The sequence below is a fragment of the Rhodoluna sp. genome (assembly GCF_024641065.1).
GTDB lineage: Bacteria > Actinomycetota > Actinomycetes > Actinomycetales > Microbacteriaceae > Rhodoluna.
Genome location: NZ_JAHEDV010000033.1, coordinates 210,722 through 230,280, shown reverse-complemented (window position 1 = coordinate 230,280; position 19,559 = coordinate 210,722). Strand labels below are relative to the sequence as shown.

Sequence of the window (19,559 nt, the reverse complement as noted above, 5' to 3'; positions counted from 1 at the left end):
CCCGTTCGGCTTAGGCCGAGCGGGGTTTTGTCATTCGTGGATTTGCAGCCATCTTCTACGCATTGTAGAATCAATTTATGAACAACAAAATAGTCAAAACTCTTAGTGCAATTGCAGTTATGGTCGCAGCGGTATCAGGCTGTTCGAATGCGCCTGCCGGACTAGAAATAACCGATGGCTGGGTTCGAGTATCTGAATTCAGCGACCACAAGGGTGGTATGACCGGAGCGTTTGCAACTATCACCAACAACACCGACAAAGATGTGACTCTGGTTGGTGGTTCATCTGAGATCGCAGGCATGACCGAGATACATGAGGTTCTAATGCTTGACGGCGAGATGAAGATGCAAGCCAAAGAGGGTGGAATAGTGATTCCAGCAGGAGAGTCCGTCACGCTTGAACCAGGCGGCCTGCACGTGATGTTGATGGGATTGAAGACGGCGCTGCTCGGCGGCGAAGAAGTGACCATTAATCTGGATTTCGAAGGCGCGAAGGACATGACCGTGACTTGGCCAGCTAAGACCTCGCTCGCTGGCGATGAAGAGTACAAGCCGGCCGAGTAAAAGTAAGAAAATGAGCAAACTTTCTCGACGAGGGTTTCTGGTCGGTGCTTCAGCCTCGACCGGGGCCCTCGTCGGTGCCTCTGCGGGAGCCATGGTTGGTGCAAGTCTCGCCACGGATGCCGCGTCCTCAGCCGCGCAAACCGCAGTTCTGGCAAAGAGTGAGCCATACGTCGGCGTGCACCAAAACGGCATAGAACTCGAACTTCAGACCTTTACCAATTTCGTTGCGCTCGAGATCAAAAATTCAACCGACAAAAATGCAATGTTGCGTTGGATGTCTCTGATTGCCGGCGACATTGCAAGATTGACCCAGGGTGACCCCGTAATCGCCGATGCTCAACCACAATTGGCGCTAGGGCCGGCGAGGCTAACCGTGACCGTCGGATTCGGGCCGAACTTATTCTCAAAATTGGGCCTTGAAGGTAAGCGCCCGGCAAGTTTGAAAGAACTGCCAGCCTTCAAAGTAGATGGTCTGAAAGCTGAATTCTCTGGCGGCGATGTGCTGTTGCACGTTTCAGCAGATGACCCAATCGTGTTGTCGCATGCAGTTCGACGACTTATTGCAGACAGCACTGAATTTGCATCCGTGCGTTGGTCTCAACAAGGTTTCTCAAACGCGCAGGGGGTCACACCAAATGGTGTGAGCCAACGCAACCTCATGGGGCAGGTTGACGGAACCGACAACCCCGCACTTGGGTCGGAGGATTTTGCCAACACCGTGTGGATCGAAGATGGACCAGATTGGATTCGCGGCGGAACTTTGATGGTCTTCAGGCGTATTGCCATGCATCTGAACACCTGGGACAAACTCGGTCGTCAAGCTAAAGAAGAGGTAATCGGCCGAAAGCTCGATAACGGAGCGCCGCTTGGTGGGCACAGCGAGAGAGATGTGCCAGATTTCAACGCGGTCGGCCCAAGCGGCCTGAAGGTGATTCCTGAATTTGCGCACATTAGGCGAGCATCACCGCAGGCACCAGGCCAGCGATTCTTCAGGCGTCCGTTCAACTATGAAGTGGGAGTTGCTGCAGATGGCACCCCCGATGTTGGTCTGCTCTGGACCGCCTACCAACGTGACATCGAAAAGCAATATTTGCCGGTGCAACGAAGACTCGATCAATTCGACCTATTGAGTCAGTGGACGACTCCAGTGGGTTCGGCGGTATTTGCCATTCCGGCAGGCGTAGCCGAGGGCGAAATAATCGGGGCAAAGCTCTTTAGCTAAGTTACTGATTGTTGAGACGGCGGTTGGCTTGAAAAAGTACAGAGCTTAGATTTAATTCATGGCTCGAATATTGCTAATGCACGGATGGACAAACAAGCGTGAACTAGGCGTTTGGCAACGAACCCTAGCTAGCGCGCTTCGCCATCAGGGTCACCAGGTGCTTTATCCGCAGTTTCCTGAAACTGACAACCCAACCCTCGAGCACTGGCAAGAATTGTTGCTAACTGAACTCGATATTTTGGATGAAGCCGGAACCGGCGAGACTATCGCAATCGGGCATTCTCTTGGCTGCATCAATTGGATTCAGGCCGCCGTTGAAAAAAAGATAGTAAAGCCGGTAGATCGACTACTTTTGGTTGCTCCCGCTGACCCGACGCTGTTGGGTGAAGTCAAAGGTCTAAAAGTGAAACTTTCAGACAAAAAAACCAAGGCTGCCGTCGAGGCCTCTGCGCGCTCGATTACCATCGTTGGTTCTGATGCAGACCCATGGGCTCCGAACGGTGTTCAAGCCACCTTTGGTGACCCGCTAGGGGTTCAGGCCGTGATTCTTCAAGGGGCCAAACACTTCTCGAAAGCTGATGGTTTTAGCCAGTGGCAAGGTGTTATCGACTGGATTAATGATGCGAAAGCAGACCTAACCGTTCGCTAGGTAGGCTTGAAGGATGCGAATTCTTCTTATTGGTGCCGGTGGTGTTGGCGACGCTATTGCCAAGATTGCTGCTACGCGCAATTTCTATGAAATCTTTGTAGTTTCTGACTACGACTTTGCTCGTGCCGAGAAGACCATCGAGTGGATTCGCAACCGTCACGGTGCTTTGGTGGCTGAGAAGTTCATCCCAGCCAAGATTGATGCCGGCAACGCAGCTGTGGTTGCAGACCTAGCCCGTGCACATAACATCACCCACCTCATCAACGCCGTTGAGCCGAAGTTCTTGACCACGATTTTTTCTGGCGCCTATACCGCTGGGGTCAACTACATTGACCTAGCGCTGAGCCTCTCTGAGAAGCACGAGGCCGACCCTCATCACAAGACTGGAATCAAGCTTGGCGACGGGCAATACGCGCTGAATGATCAGTGGGAGCGTAACGGAAAGTTGGCTTTGATTGGTTGTGGCGTAATGCCCGGGCTTTCAAATGTCTTTGCTCGATATGCAGCCCAGAATCTGTTCAGTGAGATTGATGAAATCAGTATCAAAGAAGGCGGAAACCTCGCTGTCACCGATGAAAACGGTAAGCCGATTTTTGCACCATCATCATCAATTTGGTCAACCATTGAAGAATGCTTGAATCCACCTGTGGTTTACGAGCGTGACCGCGGATGGTTCACTACCGAGCCATTCAGTGAGCCAGAGATTTTTGAGTTTCCGGAGGGCATCGGCGCTGTCGAGTGTGTGAACGTTGAGCATGAAGAAGTCACCATGCTGCCAAGGCACATCCGAGTAAATCGCGTGAACTTCAAATATGGGCTCGGTGCCGAGTTCATCTCTGTTCTAAAGACCATTCAAAAGCTTGGGCTAGACGCCACCAAGCCAAAGCGAGTGCGCTCGGCGCAGGGGCCGGTCGATGTTTCGCCGCGCGACATGGTTGCTGCAGTGTTGCCAAACCCGGCAACTCTCGGCCACCAAATGAGCGGTAAAACCTGTGCCGGTGTTTTGATTACCGGCAAAGACATGGACGGCAAAGATCGAGCGACCTTTATTTATCACGTTGCTGACAATGCCGAATCGATGGCCGAGCTCGACACCCAGTGTGTAGTTGCCCAAGCGGCTTTCAACCCAGTGATTGCGCTCGAGCTTATGGCAAATGGTCACTGGAAGGGCGCCGGTGTCATGGGGCCTGAAGCATTCGACGCGCAGCCGTTCCTCGACCTGCTCTCATCAACCTACGGTTACAACCAGCGTTGGTTCATTCAAGAACGCTTGCCGGCAAGCCCGCTGCGTCACCCGTAATTTAGGGTTGCCCACAGGCGTTGCCAAGTTTTCAACAATAGAAAATCCCCGACCAATTGGCCGGGGATTTTCTATTGCATGAGCAAAATTAGTGAGTGCTCGGAGCCTGCTCAACTTCTGAGCGGTCGCCTGACCATAGGGTGTGGAAGGTTCCATCCATGTCGACTCGCTTGTAGGTGTGTGCACCGAAGAAGTCGCGCTGACCCTGAACCAAGGCTGCTGACAATCGAGGTGAACGAAGACCGTCGTAGTAAGAAAGAGACGAAGCAAATGCAGGAATTGGAATACCTGCAAGAGAAGCCTTTGAAACCACGGTGCGCCACGATGAAACTGACTCGGCAACTGCCTGCTTGAAGTATGGGTCGAAGATTAGCGACTGTAGGTCTGCGTTCTTGCCATAAGCCTCAGCAATGCGGTTCAAGAACTGGGCACGGATAATGCAACCGCCGCGCCAGATCTTTGAAACTGCACCTAGGTCGATGTTCCAGTTGTATTCCTTTGCACCGGCGCGGATTGCGTCGAAGCCCTGTGCGTAAGCAACCAGCTTCGAAGCGTAAAGCGCACGGCGAACGTCTTCAACGAATGCAGCCTTGTCAGCGACGGTCCAAGCGGTAGCGTCAGCTGGCAGGCCGTCAACAGCTGCGCGCTGTGCTGCCTGTGATGAAAGTGAACGAGCGAATACAGCCTCTGCGATGCCTGAAACCGGGGTTCCAAGGTTTAGCGCGGTCTGAACGGTCCAAACGCCGGTGCCCTTTGAGCCAGCCTGGTCAAGAATTACGTCAACCAGTGGCTTGCCAGTCTTGGCGTCTACCTGCTTTAGAACTTCAGCGGTGATTTCGATCAGGAATGACTCAAGGTCGCCCTTGTTCCACTCGGTGAAGATTTCAGCAATCTCAGCTGGGCTGTATGCGCCAGCCTGGCGAAGAATGTCATATGCCTCGGCGATTAGCTGCATGTCGGCGTATTCAATGCCGTTGTGGATCATCTTTACGAAGTGACCCGCACCGTCGGTGCCAACGTGGGTAACGCAAGGCTCACCTTCGGCAACAGCCGCGATTGAAGCAAGGATAGGGCCAAGAGTCTTATAAGCCTCTGCTGAACCACCAGGCATGATTGAAGGGCCCTTTAGTGCACCCTCCTCACCACCTGAGATGCCGGCGCCAACAAAGTTGATTCCCTTTGCAGAAACATCTTTTTCGCGACGAAGAGTGTCGGTGAACAAGGCGTTACCACCGTCAACGATGATGTCGCCTGGCTCGAAGCGCTCAACCAACTGTGAAATAACAGCGTCGGTGCCCTTGCCAGCCTGAACCATGATGATTGCAGTGCGTGGCTTGGCTAGTGAAGCCACAAAGTCATCGATGGTCTCAGAAGCGATGAAGCCAGCCTCTGGGTGCTCGTTGATTAGAAGTTCAGTGCGCTCGAAAGAGCGGTTGTAGACGGCAACGGTGTTGCCCTCACGGCTGGCAAGGTTGCGAGCCAAGTTTGAACCCATAACTGCGAGTCCAACGACTCCGATGTTTGCCTTTGCGGTCATAATTCTGTTCCTAATGGTTGATTTTGCGCGCTCGATGGCACGCCGAAAAATAGAGCGAACCTACCTCAACAATATCAAAGAATGCCGGCAGATTCTCGAGCCTTGTCGGCATATCTCTTGACATGCCAAGAGTGGGTCATTACGTGAGCAACTGAGGCCGCTTGGCCACAGGCTCGGGCAGCAAATTTTGCCGACTCAGATGTTGTTTCGCGAGCAGCGGCGTGGGCGGCAAAAGCTGCATCTCGAACTTTGCCAACTTCAAGCTCGCCGCGCATCCAGAGTTTGAGTGCATCCAAGGCTTTTCTCGGACGATCATCATCGGGTTCTGCGCGTTCAAATACCTTCAGAACCGATTGGGCCTCAAAAAGAGATTCCTCGGCAGCGAGCAGGTGTTCAGCATCCATGATTATTTTTGGGTCTTTCGGTGAACAATTTCGATCAAGATTGTGGCCACCGAGCCAACGATGGCGGTAGGCAGAAGTTGGTCGAGGTTTAGCGGGGCAAACCCGAAGAAATCCATGACAAATGGAATTGTGAATACTGCAACAAAAATCAACAGGGCGCCGATAAAAATCAGCAAGCGCCAGCCGCGCATAGGTCGGGCAAGTGCGGCAAGTACAGCTAGGCCGGCTATCGACAAAAGTAGTGCTGTTGAAGTTTGCGACTGAGCTTGATTCCACGCAGTGGAAGTGCGCGAGTAAACATCGAGGCCAATTACCGCTAGGGCAACGATGAGTCCAGACGGAATGCAGAACCAGAGTGAGCGCTTTAAAAAGCCCGGGGTGTAACGCTGATTGGTGCTTAGCAGTGCCAGCGCGAATGATGGAAGGCCGATTGTGAAGCCGTCAACAGCAGAGAGCTGCCGAGGAAGGAACGGAAAGGGGCTAAGCATGATTCCAACGGCAATTGCCAAAGCCATAGCCCAAACCGTTTTGGTTAGGAAAAGCCGCGAAACTCGCTCGACGTTCGCGATTACTTTGCGACCTTCAGATACCAATCCGGGAATCGATGCAAATTTGCTATCTAACAAAATCAAATTCGATACCGCTTTGGTAGCTGCAGAACCGGTTCCCATTGCGATTCCCAGGTCGGCATCTTTTAATGCCAGGGCATCGTTGACACCGTCACCCATCATGGCAACCGAGTGGCCGGCGCTTTGAAGGGCGTGAACCATCTCGCGTTTTTGGTCGGGTGTAACTCTGCCGAAAACCAAATGTGAATCAAGAATGGCAGCTAGCTCGGCTTGGTTGGTTGGCAACTCGCGTGCGTCAAAACCATCACCCTCAAAAACCAAACCAGCTTCTCGTGCCACAGCAGCAACCGTTTTTGGGTTGTCGCCAGAAATAACTCGCACCCCAACTTGTTGGGCGGCAAAGTAGGCCAAGGTTTCGTGCGCATCACTGCGAATTTTCTCTTTGAAAGTAATGATGGCCGTCGGAGTGCGATGTGCAGGAATGGCCTCTTCTGTTGGGATCTCGCTACTAGAGATGAGTAGCAGTGTTCGCTTGCCTGCTTCAGCCTCGGCTGCTGCCAATTTCAATGCAGTAGCGTGACTGGGGTCGTTGGCATCTAGAACAAATTCGGGCGCACCCAAGATCCACGATTTATTCTCGGCAAAGGTGAAAGAACTCCACTTTCGTTCCGATGAGAACGGCACCGAAGCAACCTCGTGCAGTGACTGATCTGCCACAAAATGGTCAGCCAAGGCTCTCGAAGTTGAGTTGGCGTCAGGGTGTGCGCCAAAGAAGGCGAGGGCACTCTGCCAAACTTCTGAGATTGATGAATCAAGCGCTTTAGCTTGGTCAAATACGATTTCGCCCTCGGTGAGGGTTCCGGTCTTGTCAAAGCAGACCACATCGACCCGAGCCAAACCCTCAACTGCCGGCAGTTCTTGAAGCAACACGTTTTGCTTGCTCAGCCTCAATGCCGAAACCATAAAACTGATGCTGGTGATCAACACCAATCCCTGCGGAATCATGCTGATGATGCTGGCAGTTGCTCGAACAGTTGCTTCGAGCCATTGGCCGCTCGCGATGGCTGCATCCCAGCCGCCAACTGACTGAAGCTGGCCGTTGAGAGTGATTGCCATTATTGGCACCAGGGCCCAACTGATCCACTTGATGACTTTGTTTAGAGCGTTTCTAAGTTCAGATTTGACCAGTGAGAATCGGCGGGCTTCAAGGGTCAGTCGGCTCGAGTAAGTATCGGCTCCAACACTGGTCGCAACGGCAAGTGCTCGCCCTGCAATTACCACCGAACCAGAAAGCAGAGAGTCACCGACATTTTTAGCGACCGGTTCTGCCTCACCAGTCAGAAGTGATTCATCGATTTCAAGATTTTCGGCCTCCACGAGGGTGGCATCCGTGGCAATTTGATCACCGGCTCTGAGTTCTAAGAGATCATCTAAAACCACGTCGTCGATGTGCAATTGAACAATTTCACCATCGCGGCGAACTCGAGCGAACGGTTGGTTAAGAATCGCCAGACGGTCGAGAGTCTTCTTTGATTTGAATTCTTGAATAACCCCGATGAGCACATTTGAGATCACGGCAAAACCGAAAAGAGCGTCTTTCCACTGACCTAAGAACAACAGAACCAAGAATGCTCCGCCAACAATTGCGTTGAACAGCGTGAGCAAGTTGGCTCGCAAAATGCTGAGAACACTTCGGCTTGATTCATTTTGCTGGCGATTGGTTTGGCCAGCGTTTATTCGCGCTTGAACCTCAGCTTGGCTAAGGCCTAGAGGAATGCTCGACATGTAATAAGGCTAGTTGCTCGGCGTAAAAGAAAACTGGCCACCCAAAAGGATGGCCAGCTCCCAGATGCTTACTTAGTCGCCGGGCCGAACTGGTTTTCGCCAGGCTGGCTGTCGGTTACGTACTGCACCAAAAGGATGATTCCACCAATAATCGGAACCAACATGAACAGCAACCAGGTGCCTGGCTTGCCCACATCGTGCAGGCGACGCACGGCAATTGCTAGCGATGGAAGCAAAATTGCGATGGTCCAGATTGTGTAAAGCGGCCCGTAGGTCATGTGTTCAAAGTCAGTGCCGATGGCAGACAAAGGAATGCTCACCAAGACTACGAATAGTGTTGCGAACCAGTACTCGCTACGACGTGCGCGACCGTTGAAGTTTGCGTAGTTCTTAAAGAACGATTTGATTGCGTCTCCGAAAGACATAATTTTCCCCCCGTATTTGAGATGTGACCAATTTGGCCAATTTGACTCTAACAATCGAAAGCGAACTTTTGGTGCAGATTATGCCTCGGTGCTTTGCAAAGCTCGGGAATGCCAGAATTAGAAAGTTGTTATAACTGACAACCCCTCTTATTTTGAAAGTTCTTAATGTCTGAACTGCTCTACCGCCTTGGCCAATTCTCTGCTCGTCGCGCCTGGGTGGTTATTGCATCCTGGTTCATCATTTTGGGCTTAAGCGTTGGTGCGGCGCTTACCGCTGGCGGAACTTTTTCATCTGCCATGACCATTGACGGAACTCCTGCGCAGCAAACAATCGACAAGCTGCAAAAGTCGTTCCCGTCAGCTAGCCGCGGCATGGGGCAGGTCATTTTTCATAAAACCGACGGAACCAAATTTACGGCGGCTGAACTCACTCTTATCGCTGATGCCCTAAACGAGGCAAAGTCACTGCCTGGCGTGAGCGATGTGCTGAATCCGTTCACGACTCAAGATATGCTCGATGAAAAACGTGAGCAGGCGGCAACTGCGCCAGCCGAAATTCAAAAGGCTAGAGCAGATATTGCCAAGGGTGAAGCTGACCTGATTTCTGGTCAGGCAAAACTTGACGACGGCGCTAAGCAAATTAGCCAGGGCTGGGCAGAACTAAACGATGCAAAGGCTCAGATCAAGTCTGCAAAGGCTGAACTCGCTGATGGTCAAACTGCCTTGGATGAAGGCGCTGCGCAATTAGCAGCTGCCGAAGAAAACGAACCTCAGCTGTTGGCTGCTCAGCCATATGCCGAACAAGCTTTGGCTAGCGCAATTTTGTTTGGCGATTCAACCGCAATCGCCCAGGCGCAGTCAGCGTTAGATCAGATCAACTCGGGGCTGGCCGCCATTGCAGCCGCGCGTGCCGAACTAGCCGCTGGCCAAGCTCGTCTAGACGCTGGTTGGGCTGAGGTTCGCGCTGGTGAAAGCAAAATTGAGTCGGGCCGATTGGCGCTCATCGCTGCAGAAGCCGAGCTTGAGGCTGGTCAAGACAGACTTAATGCTGGCGCATCCAAGCTAGCTGATGGCAAAGAAAAGCTTGCCGCTGCTGAAAAACTGCTCGAACCAGCAAATCAGCTGATTGCGGCTACCAGCGAATTCAGAGTGGTTTCGACAGATGGTCAAACCGCCATTGCAACCGTGCTGTTTGACAAGCCGATGTCTGAAGTCGACCCAGCGCAGCGAACAGCAGTTGTAAACGCCTTGCTGGCGGTTCAAACAGAGTCACTTGCCGCCGAAGTTTCTCAAGAGATGCTTCGCTCAATCGACGGCCTGCTTGGTGTCGGCGAAGTAGTTGGTCTAGTGATTGCTGCAGTTGTCTTGTTCATTATGTTGGGCACACTGGTTGGTTCTGGCTTGCCAGTGCTATCAGCCCTTATGGGAGTTGGAATTTCAGCGACCATCACGTTAGCTCTTGCGGCAGTAGTTGAATTCACCTCAACCACACCACTGCTCGGCGTGATGCTTGGTCTGGCAGTTGGCATTGACTATTCGCTATTCATCTTGAACCGTCACCGCCGGCAGTTGAAGCTAGGTATGAAACTGAGCGACTCAATTGCCCTGGCAAATGGAACCTCAGGAAACTCGGTCACATTCGCTGGTTTGACCGTGATTATTGCCCTTGCCGCGCTGAATCTAACCGGAATCGGTTTCTTGGGTCTAATGGGAACCATGGGAGCCATGGCGATCGCAATCTCGGTAATCATGGCGGTCACTTTCACCCCGGCGCTGATGGCAAAACTCGGTATGCGTTTGCTCAACAAGCGTGAGCGCAAGGCACTTGCATCCATGGATGAACACGTCGAGCCTGAGCGAATCAGCACCAAGCCGGTGTTCGCAACACGACACCCTTGGGTAACGGTCTTGGCAACTATTGCGCTGCTTGGCATCATTGCGATTCCAACCGCAAGCTTGCGACTTGGTTTGCCAGATGGTTCTTCAGAGCCACTAGATTCTGCTGGCTATAAGTCATACATGTTGACCAAGAACGCTTTTGGTGAAGGTGTAAACGGCAGCCTAATTGTGGTGGTTCAGCGTGAAACCGCCATCGCTGAATCTGAGGAATTGAATTTTCAGGCAGCTGCCGCGACAGAAATTATGAAGGTAGAGAATGTCGTTGCCGCGGTTCCTTCAGGATTCTCTGATGACCGAACCATGGCGCTTTTTCAGGTGATTCCGGCTGAGGGTCCGAACGCAGTCTCGACCCCCGAAGTTGTTTATGACGTTCGCGATTTGAACGCAAAGTTTGAATCTGAGTTGAACTCGACTATCGAGGTAACCGGCATTGCCGCGGTAAATATCGATGTGTCTCAGAAACTGGGCGAGGCATTGCCGCTTTATCTCGGTACCGTTCTTGGGCTCTCGTTGCTGTTGATGATTCTGGTGTTCAGGTCGATTGCTGTGCCTGTTATCGCGACTGTCGGTTTTCTGCTGACCGTTTTTGCGACACTCGGCGCGACCGTTGCGGTGTTCCAGTGGGGTTGGCTATCAGCGCTCTTTGACATCCATGATCCAGCACCGATTTTGAGCTTCTTGCCGACAATCCTGATTGGTATTTTGTTTGGCTTAGCAATGGACTACCAGCTGTTCCTTGCCTCGGGTATGCGAGAGGCATTCGTTCATGGCAAGTCGGCCAAGGATGCAATAAATCACGGCATTCACCTGAGTCGAGCCGTAGTCGTTGCTGCTGCAATCATCATGGTTGCGGTATTCGGAGGCTTCATCTTTAGCCACACCACCATGATTCGACCAATGGGCTTTGGTCTTGCAGCCGGTGTGCTCGTTGATGCATTCGTGGTTCGCCTCATGTTGGTGCCTGCGGTGTTGACTTTGCTCGGCGATAAGGCGTGGTGGCTGCCAAAGTGGCTTGACCGATTGCTGCCCGATGTTGATGTCGAAGGAGCGAAGCTAGAGCGCTCGCACGGTCACTAAACTCTCTTTCGAGGGGTTACTAAATGACTGTTAAGAATTCACGATTTCAACCGCGATCTATTTTTCTCGGATTCGCACTGAGTGAGGGCGTTACCTGGGCGCTCTTGATTTCAGGTTTGATCATCAAAGCAACTATCGGTGCGCCACAGCAGCTTTTGACAGTTGTCGGCGGAATCCATGGAGCAGTCTTTCTCGGCTACGCGGTCACAGCATCGGTGGTTGGCGTGAATCAACGCTGGGGTATTTTGCGCACTGTCACTGCCGTGGCGTTGGCTATTGTTCCTTTTGCAACCGTGCCGTTCGAGCGTCACCTCGACCGTGATGGTTTCTTGCTTGGATCATGGCGAACCGAGGCAAACGATGACCCACGCGATTCAAACTGGTTTGACCGCTTGTTTCGCTGGTTTATCGCCCGCCCGACAATTTTGATTGGTTCGATGATTTTTGTAGTAATCGCTATTTTTGGTGCACTGCTCTTGATTGGCCCGCCTGGCGGTTGGCCAAAAGCCGAATAATAAAAAGTGCCGAGCGAAATCGCCCGGCACTTTTTATTTGCTTACAGAACTAGTTGGTGCGACGCTTGCGACTGAAGGCGATGAAACCGCCAACTGAGATCAAGAATGCGGCAGCAGCAAATGGCGCTACGTCGAGCTCAACGCCGGTGTCGGCAAGTTCTTCAAGGTCTACGTGACCCTTCACGAGACCATCGGTTGGTCCCCACATCTCAAAGGTCATGGTCGAAGGGTATCCCCAGTCGGCTGCCCACTGTGCGGCGCTAAATGATTCCCAGGTGAGTAGAACGAGCGTGTAGTGGCCTGCTGCAAGGTCGGCTGTGAAGTAAGGCTGGTGGCCTTCCATCCAAGCTCCGCCTGATAGCTGCTCGACAAATTCCTCATTGTCATAGCCCAGTTGATCGTTGAGGTCGTCGTTGCAACCTACAACGCCGGCGTCAGGAGTCGCTGGGTCGAAGTTTGAATAAACCGCCAGGAATCCATCGCTGAGTGGGTGGTAGGCCCCTAGTGGCATATAGACGCCCTCGGGGTCTGCTGAAATACCTCGGAAGGTATAGGTTCCGTCGGTCAAGATGGTGATGTCCATTGTCGAGTACACGTGCTTTGCAGCATTCCCAGACATAAGGCCACACTGCTCGTCGCCACCAAGCCAGTGGTCGCCACTGTCGCCATCTGGGGCGCCAACGGTGAGCTCCTCTGGTGCAGCAGGAATCGTAATTCGGTCTTCAAGCAATAGCTCGCCAGCTGGCACTGATTCTGGTTTTACCGGGAACACGTCGAATTCAAATCCGTTTGCTCCAGTTGAAGACTTCAGGTTGAAGTGATCACCCAAGCTGAAGGTTTCACTGGCGCCGGTTGCGCCGTTTGCGATCGGGTTTAGGTCGTTGTCAAACTCTGTCCAAGTGGCACAGTTGGTTAGGTTTAGCGTCACTGTGTCGCTCGGTGCTGAATAGAACGCAGTGTAGGTATCTTCTAGTTCATCGCAGTCGATGTTGTAGGTGTTGGTTGCAGCATTTGCAGCTAACGGTGTTGCAAGCACGGTGAATGAGATGGCTGCCAACGCGGTAAACGCCGCACGGCGAATGTTGAGCGTCAAGAGACCCCCTGTTGTCTTATTGATTTAGAACAAAAGTCTAGATCGAAAGTGCCAAATGTTCGCAATCGCGAAACAAAATTTCACCGACCAGCCCATCAAATAGCATTGAAGCACCATGCAAACCCTGTCGATAAATTACCCAGCTGACCTACCGGTCAGTGAGCGCAGGGATGAAATCATGGCGGCCATCCGTGATCACCAGGTTGTGATTATTGCTGGAGCCACTGGCTCGGGTAAAACCACGCAGATTCCTAAAATGTGTCTTGAGCTGGGTCGCGAAAGCATCGCCCACACCCAGCCTCGTCGAATTGCTGCAAGGGCTGTGGCCGAGCGCATTGCCGAAGAGCTCAAAGTTGATCTAGGTGGCTTAGTTGGCTACCAGGTTAGATTCACTGACAAGGTGAGCGCTGAAACCAAGGTCAAGGTAATGACCGACGGCATTCTGCTAAATGCGATGCAGCGTAATCGTCAGCTAAGTCAATACGACACAATCATCATCGATGAAGCTCACGAGCGAAGCCTGAATATCGACTTTTTGCTGGGCTACCTGAAGCAACTTTTGCCGAAGCGGCCTGACCTAAAGGTGATTGTTACCTCGGCGACCATCGACCCCGAGTCATTCAGCAAGCACTTCAACGATGCTCCGATTATTGAAGTCTCGGGCCGAACTTTTCCGATTGAAGTTCGCTATCTAGCCACCGATCGCGACTTGAACGACGATTCAGACCCCGATGTTGAAACAACAGCCTCTGACTATATCGACGGGCTTATCCGTGCTCTAAAAGAATTGCAGAACGAGCCCGAGGGTGACACTCTGGTCTTTCTTTCTGGCGAGTCTGAGATCAAGGATGCCCAGGAGGCCATCGAAGGTCGAATCACAGCCGGCACTTTTGCCAAGGGTATGGAGGTTCTGCCGCTCTATGGTCGACTAAGCGCAGCTGACCAGCATCGAGTCTTTGAGAAAAGCAAGATGGTGGGGTTGCGACGCCGAGTGATTCTGGCAACCAACGTTGCTGAGACTAGCCTCACGATTCCCAACATCAAATACGTGATTGATGCTGGAACGGCGCGCATTTCTCGCTATAGCCCCAAAGCCAAAGTGCAGAGGCTTCCGATTGAGGCAATTTCTAAGGCAAGCGCCAATCAACGTGCTGGCCGTGCTGGTCGAACTAGCCCGGGTGTAGTAATTCGCCTTTACTCAGAAGAAGATTTTGAAAGTCGACCAGACTTCACCGACCCAGAAATTTTGCGTACTAACTTGGCCTCGGTGATCTTGCAGGCGGCAAGCCTTGGCCTAGGCGACATTACCGAGTTTCCGTTTCTTCAAGCGCCAGATGCCCGCGGCGTAAAAGACGGGCTGGGGCTTTTGGCCGAGCTCGGTGCAATTAACAGCGCCAAGGATAAATCAGTGCGGCTCACTGCCATCGGAAAGAATCTAGCCCGACTGCCGATGGAACCCAGGTTTGCTCGAATGTTGATTGAGTCTAAAAACCATGGATTGGTTCGCGAAGTTATGGTGATTGTTGCTGGGCTCACCATTCAAGACCCACGCGAGCGACCATTAGAAAAACGCGTTCAGGCCGACGCCGCGCATGCCAGATTCGTTGACCCCTCCAGTGATTTCTTGAGCCTGCTAAACCTATGGAACTACATTGAGCAACAGCAAGCCAAGCTTTCATCCTCGGCATTTAGAAGGCTTTGCAAGGGCGAGTATCTCAACTATTTGCGCATTCGAGAGTGGCAAGACCTGGTTCGCCAGCTCAAATCGATTGCCAAACCGCTAGACCTTCAAGTGGGGTCAGCCAAAATCGACCCAGACGGCATTCACAAGAGTCTGCTGTCTGGCTTGCTAAGTCAGATAGGCCTTCGCCAACTGAGCGAGAAAAAGGGCGCCGACTTGGTCAAGGGCGGTGCGGTAAACAAGTCAGCCAAAACTTCGAATGAATATCTCGGTTCAAACGGCAAAAAGTTTGTGATTTTTCCGGGTTCGAGCCTGGCTAAAAAACCACCGGCAGCAATCATGAGTGCCGAGTTGGTTGAAACCAGTCGACTTTTCGCAAGGATGAATGCGACCATTGATCCGGCCTGGGCCGAGTCGCTCGCCGGAGATTTGTGCAAGCGCAGTTTTAGTGAACCGCACTGGGAAAAATCGCAGGGGTCAGTGGTCGCTTACGAGCGGGTAATGCTTTTTGGAGTACCGATTGTGGTTTCGCGCCGCATGCAGTACTCGCGCATCGACCCCGCGCTCTGCCGCGAACTTTTCATTCGGCATGCTTTGGTACAGGGGGAGTGGGATTCAAAACAGGCCTTCGACCGCGATAATCGCGCCCTAATGAAACAGCTTGAAGCCGAGGCTGACCGTGCCCGAAAGCCTCAGCATTCACCAGATGAAGACGATGCCTTCAGGTTCTATAACTCACGCGTGCCTGCCGAGATTTTTTCAACCCGCAATTTTGAAGGCTGGTGGCGCAAAGCCAAGCACGAAACACCTCAGCTTTTGACCATGACTCGAGAAGATCTGCTTGGCGAGCAGGTGCTGATCGAAAACGAGCACGATCACCCAACTGATTGGCAGCACAACGGCCAACAGTTAAATCTTCAATATCGATTTGATCCGGGTGCCATGGATGATGGCGCCTCGGTTGACGTGCCGTTGCCACTGCTGGCTGCCCTCAGTGCCGACCCATTTGAATGGCTTGTGCCCGGCATGCGCCTCGAGTTGGTGACCGAGCTAATTAGAAGCCTCCCGAAGGTGATTCGAAAGCATGTGGTGCCTGCCGCAGACTGGGCGCAAAAGGCCTTGAATGTTCTGCCGACAGAGCCCAATGGAAATCTTCTGACGGCCTTAGCTAAGGTTCTTCAGCAGTTGAGTGGAACAAAAATCAGCGCTGAAGATTTCGATTTTGCCAAGCTGCCCAATTCACTGCGCATGACCTACCGGGTGCTCGACGCCTCGGGTAAAACTCTTGGCCTCGGTTTAGATCTAGTCGAATTACAAAAGAAATTCCGTGACAGCAATCGCGGTGCCTTGGCAAAGGTGGCCCAGCGTGAACGGTCTTCGGTTGAGCGCGATGGCCTTACATCCTGGGATTTTGATTCGCTTGAACGATCTATCGAGAGTGAGCACGGCGGAAATAAAGTCAGGGCCTTTCCAGCCTTGGTGGCCAACCCGACCAAATCTGGCCAACCTGCCTTGGTTAGCATCCAGCTGTTTTCTACTGAAGCTGAGCAGCGACGGCATCATCGCTTCGGCGTCATCGCGCTCGTCAAAGCCGCAGTAGCAAACCCTGCCAAGTATGTTGAATCTCACCTGTCGCAAAACGAAAAGCTGGCAATCGCTGGTTTGCCATACCCGAGTTTCTCGGCCTTTGTCGACGATGTAATCACAGCAACCGCAGACCAGCAGCTGCAAAAAATTGAGGCGAGCGGGCTGATCTTCAACCGCAAAGATTTTGAGGCGGTTCGAGATGCGGTTTCGGCAGTGATTGTCGAGACTTGCTTCGAGGTTTCAGCAACCGTAACTAAGGTTGCGGTCGCCGCTCGTGATGCAAATAAGGCCATCGGTGAGATTAAGTCTTTTGATTTTCTTTCGGTTCTCTCTGCTGAGAAGGCGCACATTTCTGAGTTGATTACCCCAAACTTTGTGAGTCAGATGGGGCTCGAGAGGTTGCCGAGACTCGAGGTCTATCTGCGAGCTATTCAGCAGCGGCTTGAAAAACTTGTCGAGAACTCAGTTCGCGATAGGTTGTCGGTTGCTGAATATGACCAGGCATTTGGTTTATTTGCCTTTGCTGGTGGGCAATTGCCCCTGCCTGAGGGTGCCGATTCAAAGTTGGTTGCGGCGCGATGGTTGCTCGAAGAGCTTAGGGTTAGCCTGTTCGCTCAATCGCTGGGTGCTGCCGAGGCTGTCTCGGTGCAACGCATTAAAAAAGCCTTAGGCTAGCGGAATAAAGCAATCAAATGAATGGTTTTCAAACCCTATGACCAAGCTCAAAAAGCGACAATCCGCCACCCTCGCGCTGCTATCTGCGCTTGGCCCATTTCAGTTTGATACCTACCTGCCGGCCCTTCCGGCACTCATGATCTTCATGGCTACCAACGATGTGATGGTTCAACTCACCATTACCGCCAGTCTGCTTGGCATGGCAGCCGGTCAGCTTTTTGTCGGGCCCATCACCGACGCAATGGGTCGCCGAAAGCCGCTTTTGGTTGCACTATCGGTCTTCATCGCCTCGGCATTTTCATGCCTAATGTCAACCGACATCTCTTGGATGATTGGCTCTAGATTTATCCTCGGATTCTCAGCCGCCGCCGGCTTTGTAATTGTCAATGCCTACATCCGTGACGTTGCCATTGGTGATGGTGCTGCAAAACTATATTCAACCCAGGCTGCGATCTCGAGTCTTGCTCCGGTTGTTGCACCGCTGGTTGGTGGGCAGTTATTGCTCATTGGCGACTGGCACATTGTCTTTTTGTTCCTGGTCTTCATGGGCGGATTCGTAATGGCATTTGTGCTGCTTTTTTTGCCTGAGACCCTGCCGGTAGAAAACCGAAGTCAACTCAGTTTCAAATCAACCTTTGGATCATGGAAGTTCATTCTTCGCGATTCAAGGTTCGTAGTTTTTGCCTTGGTGGCTGGTCTACTATTCGGCTCAATCGCGGTATTTATCTCAGGTGCGCCGTTTGCGCTTGAAGGCGAACCGTTTCACCTGACCCCAACTCAATACACATTCGCTTTTGCTTCGACCACCATCGTCATGTTTGCCGCTAACTCAATCAACCGTGCCCTGCTGCACAAGTTTGCCGCCATCACACTGCTTCGATATGGCTTGGTGCAGGCATCGTTCACCGCCCTGCTGATGATCGGCGCGATTGTCTTCAGCTATCACTCGCTGGTCTTGACGCTGATTGCATTTGCGCTATCGGTTTCAGTTATGGGCTTCACTCAGGCAAACATCATGGGTCTGGCAATGCAAAAGCATGGTGAGCGCGCGGGTGTTGCGGCTGGCATCATCGGTTTCTCGACCTCGCTATTTGGAGCGCTGGCTGCGCCGCTGACCAGCATGATTTTTGGCTTGGATGTCGTTGGCGTCACCCTGTTTATGTCAATTCTCTTCATCGTCGCCGCATTGCTGGGGTTCTTCGGACTGCGCAAAGAAAAAGCACCCAAGCACTAATCCAAAACGAGGAGTACACTCGCAAGTACTTTCGATAGGGGCAGGCTATGTCAAAGAAAATTCGTTGCGAGGCTGAACAAATCAGCCGTATTCGCGTCTACAACCTGGTGGCCGGTTTGGCTCACCTTGGCCAGGCGATTGCCATGCTAGTCATCATCGCTGCGCTGAATGCTCAAGCAGAGTTTCCGGTCACTGCTGATTACATGGCTGGCCCTCCGGGTTCACCGATTCCACCCGAGCGAGTGGAGCTCTTCACCGTAAACATGGGCTACGGACTGGTTGGATTCTTGGCGCTAAGCGCACTATTTCACTTCGCAGTTTTGACGCCATATTTCGGTCGCCGATACGCTAACGGTTTGAGTCAGAATCACAACTACTTCAGATGGGCTGAGTACTCGCTCAGCGCTTCGATCATGATTTTCTTGATTGCTCAGCTCACCGGCATCACAGATGTAAATGCACTTTTCGCAATCTTTGCCCTCAACGCTGCAATGATTCTTTTCGGTGCGCTGCAGGAGAAATACGAGTCGCCGGGAACCAAACGACTTCTGCCATTCATTTTTGGCTCAATGGTCGGAATCGTGCCATGGATCAGCGTTTTCTTGATGGTGCTTCAACCTAAATCTGAAAACGACCAACAGGTGCCCGGCTTTGTGGTGGGCATCATGGTTTCGATTTTTGTGGCCTTCAACACTTTTGCCGTCAACCAGTGGTTGCAGTATCGCAAAGTCGGAAAGTGGGCGAGCTATCTTCAAGGCGAGCGTTCATACATCACCCTGAGTTTGGTTGCGAAAACCGGTTTGGTTTGGCAAGTCTTCTCAGGAGTGCTTGCGCCGCTTCTAACTAACTAATTGCGAGTTTGATTCGCTCGGCGATTAGCTTTTCAACCGCCGGGGTCATCTTTGCGACCGCATAAGAGGTTGGCCAGAAGTCGCCGTCATCCAAGTTGGCAGTGTCACTGAAACCTAGAGTGCTGTAGCGGGCCTTGAACTTGCCAGCGTCTTGAAAGAAGAAAATGGTTTTTCCTTCGCGAGCGTAGGCCGGCATGCCGTACCAAGTTTTGGCATCTAGTTCTGGTGCAACTTTCTTAACCAAGGCATGGATGCTCTCGGCAATCGCGCGGTCGGCCGGAGCCATTTTTGAAATTTTGTCGACCACTTCAGCTTCGTCAGCTGCACGAAGGTCTTCACCTTTTTGGCGCTTTGCCTCGAGTTTTGCTTCGCGGGCGCGCTCTTTCATGGCCTCTCGCTCTTCAGCAGTGAAGTTAGTTGTCTTTTCAGCCATGGGGTGTCCTTTGCTTTAAGTCTTGTCAAAATCATAATTTGCCAGAGCCCCAGCAGATTG

At 52.3% G+C, this 19,559-nt stretch carries 15 protein-coding genes; 9 read left to right on the top strand and 6 right to left on the bottom strand.

The window, feature by feature from the left end:
* Positions 1-77 precede the first annotated feature (77 nt).
* From Q0L26_RS07060 to Q0L26_RS07045, 4 genes are read left to right on the top strand one after another with little or no spacing between them, the layout of a single operon-like run.
* Positions 78-563, top strand: a complete 486-nt coding sequence (locus Q0L26_RS07060; RefSeq protein WP_296649228.1) for a copper chaperone PCu(A)C — start codon at positions 78-80, stop codon at positions 561-563.
* Positions 564-573: 10 nt separating this feature from the next.
* Positions 574-1,785, top strand: coding sequence for a Dyp-type peroxidase (locus Q0L26_RS07055; protein WP_296649225.1), 1,212 nt, complete (start codon positions 574-576; stop codon positions 1,783-1,785).
* Positions 1,786-1,843: 58 nt separating this feature from the next.
* On the top strand, positions 1,844-2,434 hold the full coding sequence (locus Q0L26_RS07050) for an alpha/beta fold hydrolase (protein ID WP_296649222.1): 591 nt from the start codon (positions 1,844-1,846) through the stop codon (positions 2,432-2,434).
* Positions 2,435-2,447: 13 nt separating this feature from the next.
* Positions 2,448-3,734 (top strand): saccharopine dehydrogenase C-terminal domain-containing protein, encoded by a 1,287-nt coding sequence (locus tag Q0L26_RS07045; RefSeq protein WP_296649220.1) that lies wholly within the window; start codon positions 2,448-2,450, stop codon positions 3,732-3,734.
* Between the two features lie 88 nt (positions 3,735-3,822).
* Here Q0L26_RS07045 and gndA read toward each other — a convergent pair whose 3' ends face one another.
* The 4 genes from gndA to Q0L26_RS07025 all read right to left on the bottom strand — a co-directional run bounded on the left by gndA (position 3,823) and on the right by Q0L26_RS07025 (position 8,454).
* Positions 3,823-5,271: an NADP-dependent phosphogluconate dehydrogenase gene (gene gndA / locus Q0L26_RS07040; protein WP_296649217.1), complete on the bottom strand. Its 1,449-nt coding sequence runs from the start codon at positions 5,269-5,271 to the stop codon at positions 3,823-3,825.
* A 74-nt stretch (positions 5,272-5,345) separates the two neighbouring features.
* Positions 5,346-5,675 carry a putative immunity protein gene (locus Q0L26_RS07035; RefSeq protein ID WP_296649215.1) on the bottom strand — a complete coding sequence of 110 codons (330 nt, stop codon included), beginning with the start codon at positions 5,673-5,675 and terminating at the stop codon, positions 5,346-5,348.
* A 2-nt stretch (positions 5,676-5,677) separates the two neighbouring features.
* Positions 5,678-8,029, bottom strand: a complete 2,352-nt coding sequence (locus Q0L26_RS07030) for a cation-translocating P-type ATPase (protein ID WP_296649212.1) — start codon at positions 8,027-8,029, stop codon at positions 5,678-5,680.
* Between the two features lie 68 nt (positions 8,030-8,097).
* Positions 8,098-8,454: a DUF805 domain-containing protein gene (locus Q0L26_RS07025; protein ID WP_296649210.1), complete on the bottom strand. Its 357-nt coding sequence runs from the start codon at positions 8,452-8,454 to the stop codon at positions 8,098-8,100.
* 165 nt (positions 8,455-8,619) lie between these two features.
* Between Q0L26_RS07025 and Q0L26_RS07020 the strand changes: the two genes are divergently transcribed.
* Positions 8,620-11,430, top strand: coding sequence for an MMPL family transporter (locus tag Q0L26_RS07020; RefSeq protein ID WP_296649207.1), 2,811 nt, complete (start codon positions 8,620-8,622; stop codon positions 11,428-11,430).
* Positions 11,431-11,453: 23 nt separating this feature from the next.
* Positions 11,454-11,945, top strand: a complete 492-nt coding sequence (locus Q0L26_RS07015) for a DUF3817 domain-containing protein (protein ID WP_296649205.1) — start codon at positions 11,454-11,456, stop codon at positions 11,943-11,945.
* Between the two features lie 49 nt (positions 11,946-11,994).
* Here the strand turns inward: Q0L26_RS07015 and Q0L26_RS07010 are convergent, their stop codons facing one another.
* Positions 11,995-13,038: a hypothetical protein gene (locus Q0L26_RS07010; protein ID WP_296649203.1), complete on the bottom strand. Its 1,044-nt coding sequence runs from the start codon at positions 13,036-13,038 to the stop codon at positions 11,995-11,997.
* Positions 13,039-13,153: 115 nt separating this feature from the next.
* Here Q0L26_RS07010 and hrpA point away from each other — a divergent pair, with 115 nt between their 5' ends.
* Genes hrpA through heR form a run of 3 tightly spaced genes read left to right on the top strand, consistent with a single transcriptional unit; the run spans position 13,154 to position 19,066 of the window.
* A complete protein-coding gene (gene hrpA / locus Q0L26_RS07005) occupies positions 13,154-16,981 on the top strand; it encodes an ATP-dependent RNA helicase HrpA (RefSeq protein ID WP_296649200.1) in 3,828 nt (1,275 codons plus the stop codon).
* A gap of 37 nt (positions 16,982-17,018) precedes the next feature.
* Positions 17,019-18,215, top strand: a complete 1,197-nt coding sequence (locus Q0L26_RS07000) for a multidrug effflux MFS transporter (RefSeq protein WP_296649198.1) — start codon at positions 17,019-17,021, stop codon at positions 18,213-18,215.
* Between the two features lie 47 nt (positions 18,216-18,262).
* Positions 18,263-19,066 (top strand): heliorhodopsin HeR, encoded by an 804-nt coding sequence (gene heR, locus Q0L26_RS06995; protein WP_296649195.1) that lies wholly within the window; start codon positions 18,263-18,265, stop codon positions 19,064-19,066.
* Here heR and Q0L26_RS06990 read toward each other — a convergent pair.
* On the bottom strand, positions 19,059-19,499 hold the full coding sequence (locus Q0L26_RS06990) for an iron chaperone (protein ID WP_296649194.1): 441 nt from the start codon (positions 19,497-19,499) through the stop codon (positions 19,059-19,061). The two genes, heR and Q0L26_RS06990, sit on opposite strands and share 8 nt — an antisense overlap.
* Positions 19,500-19,559: the final 60 nt, after the last annotated feature.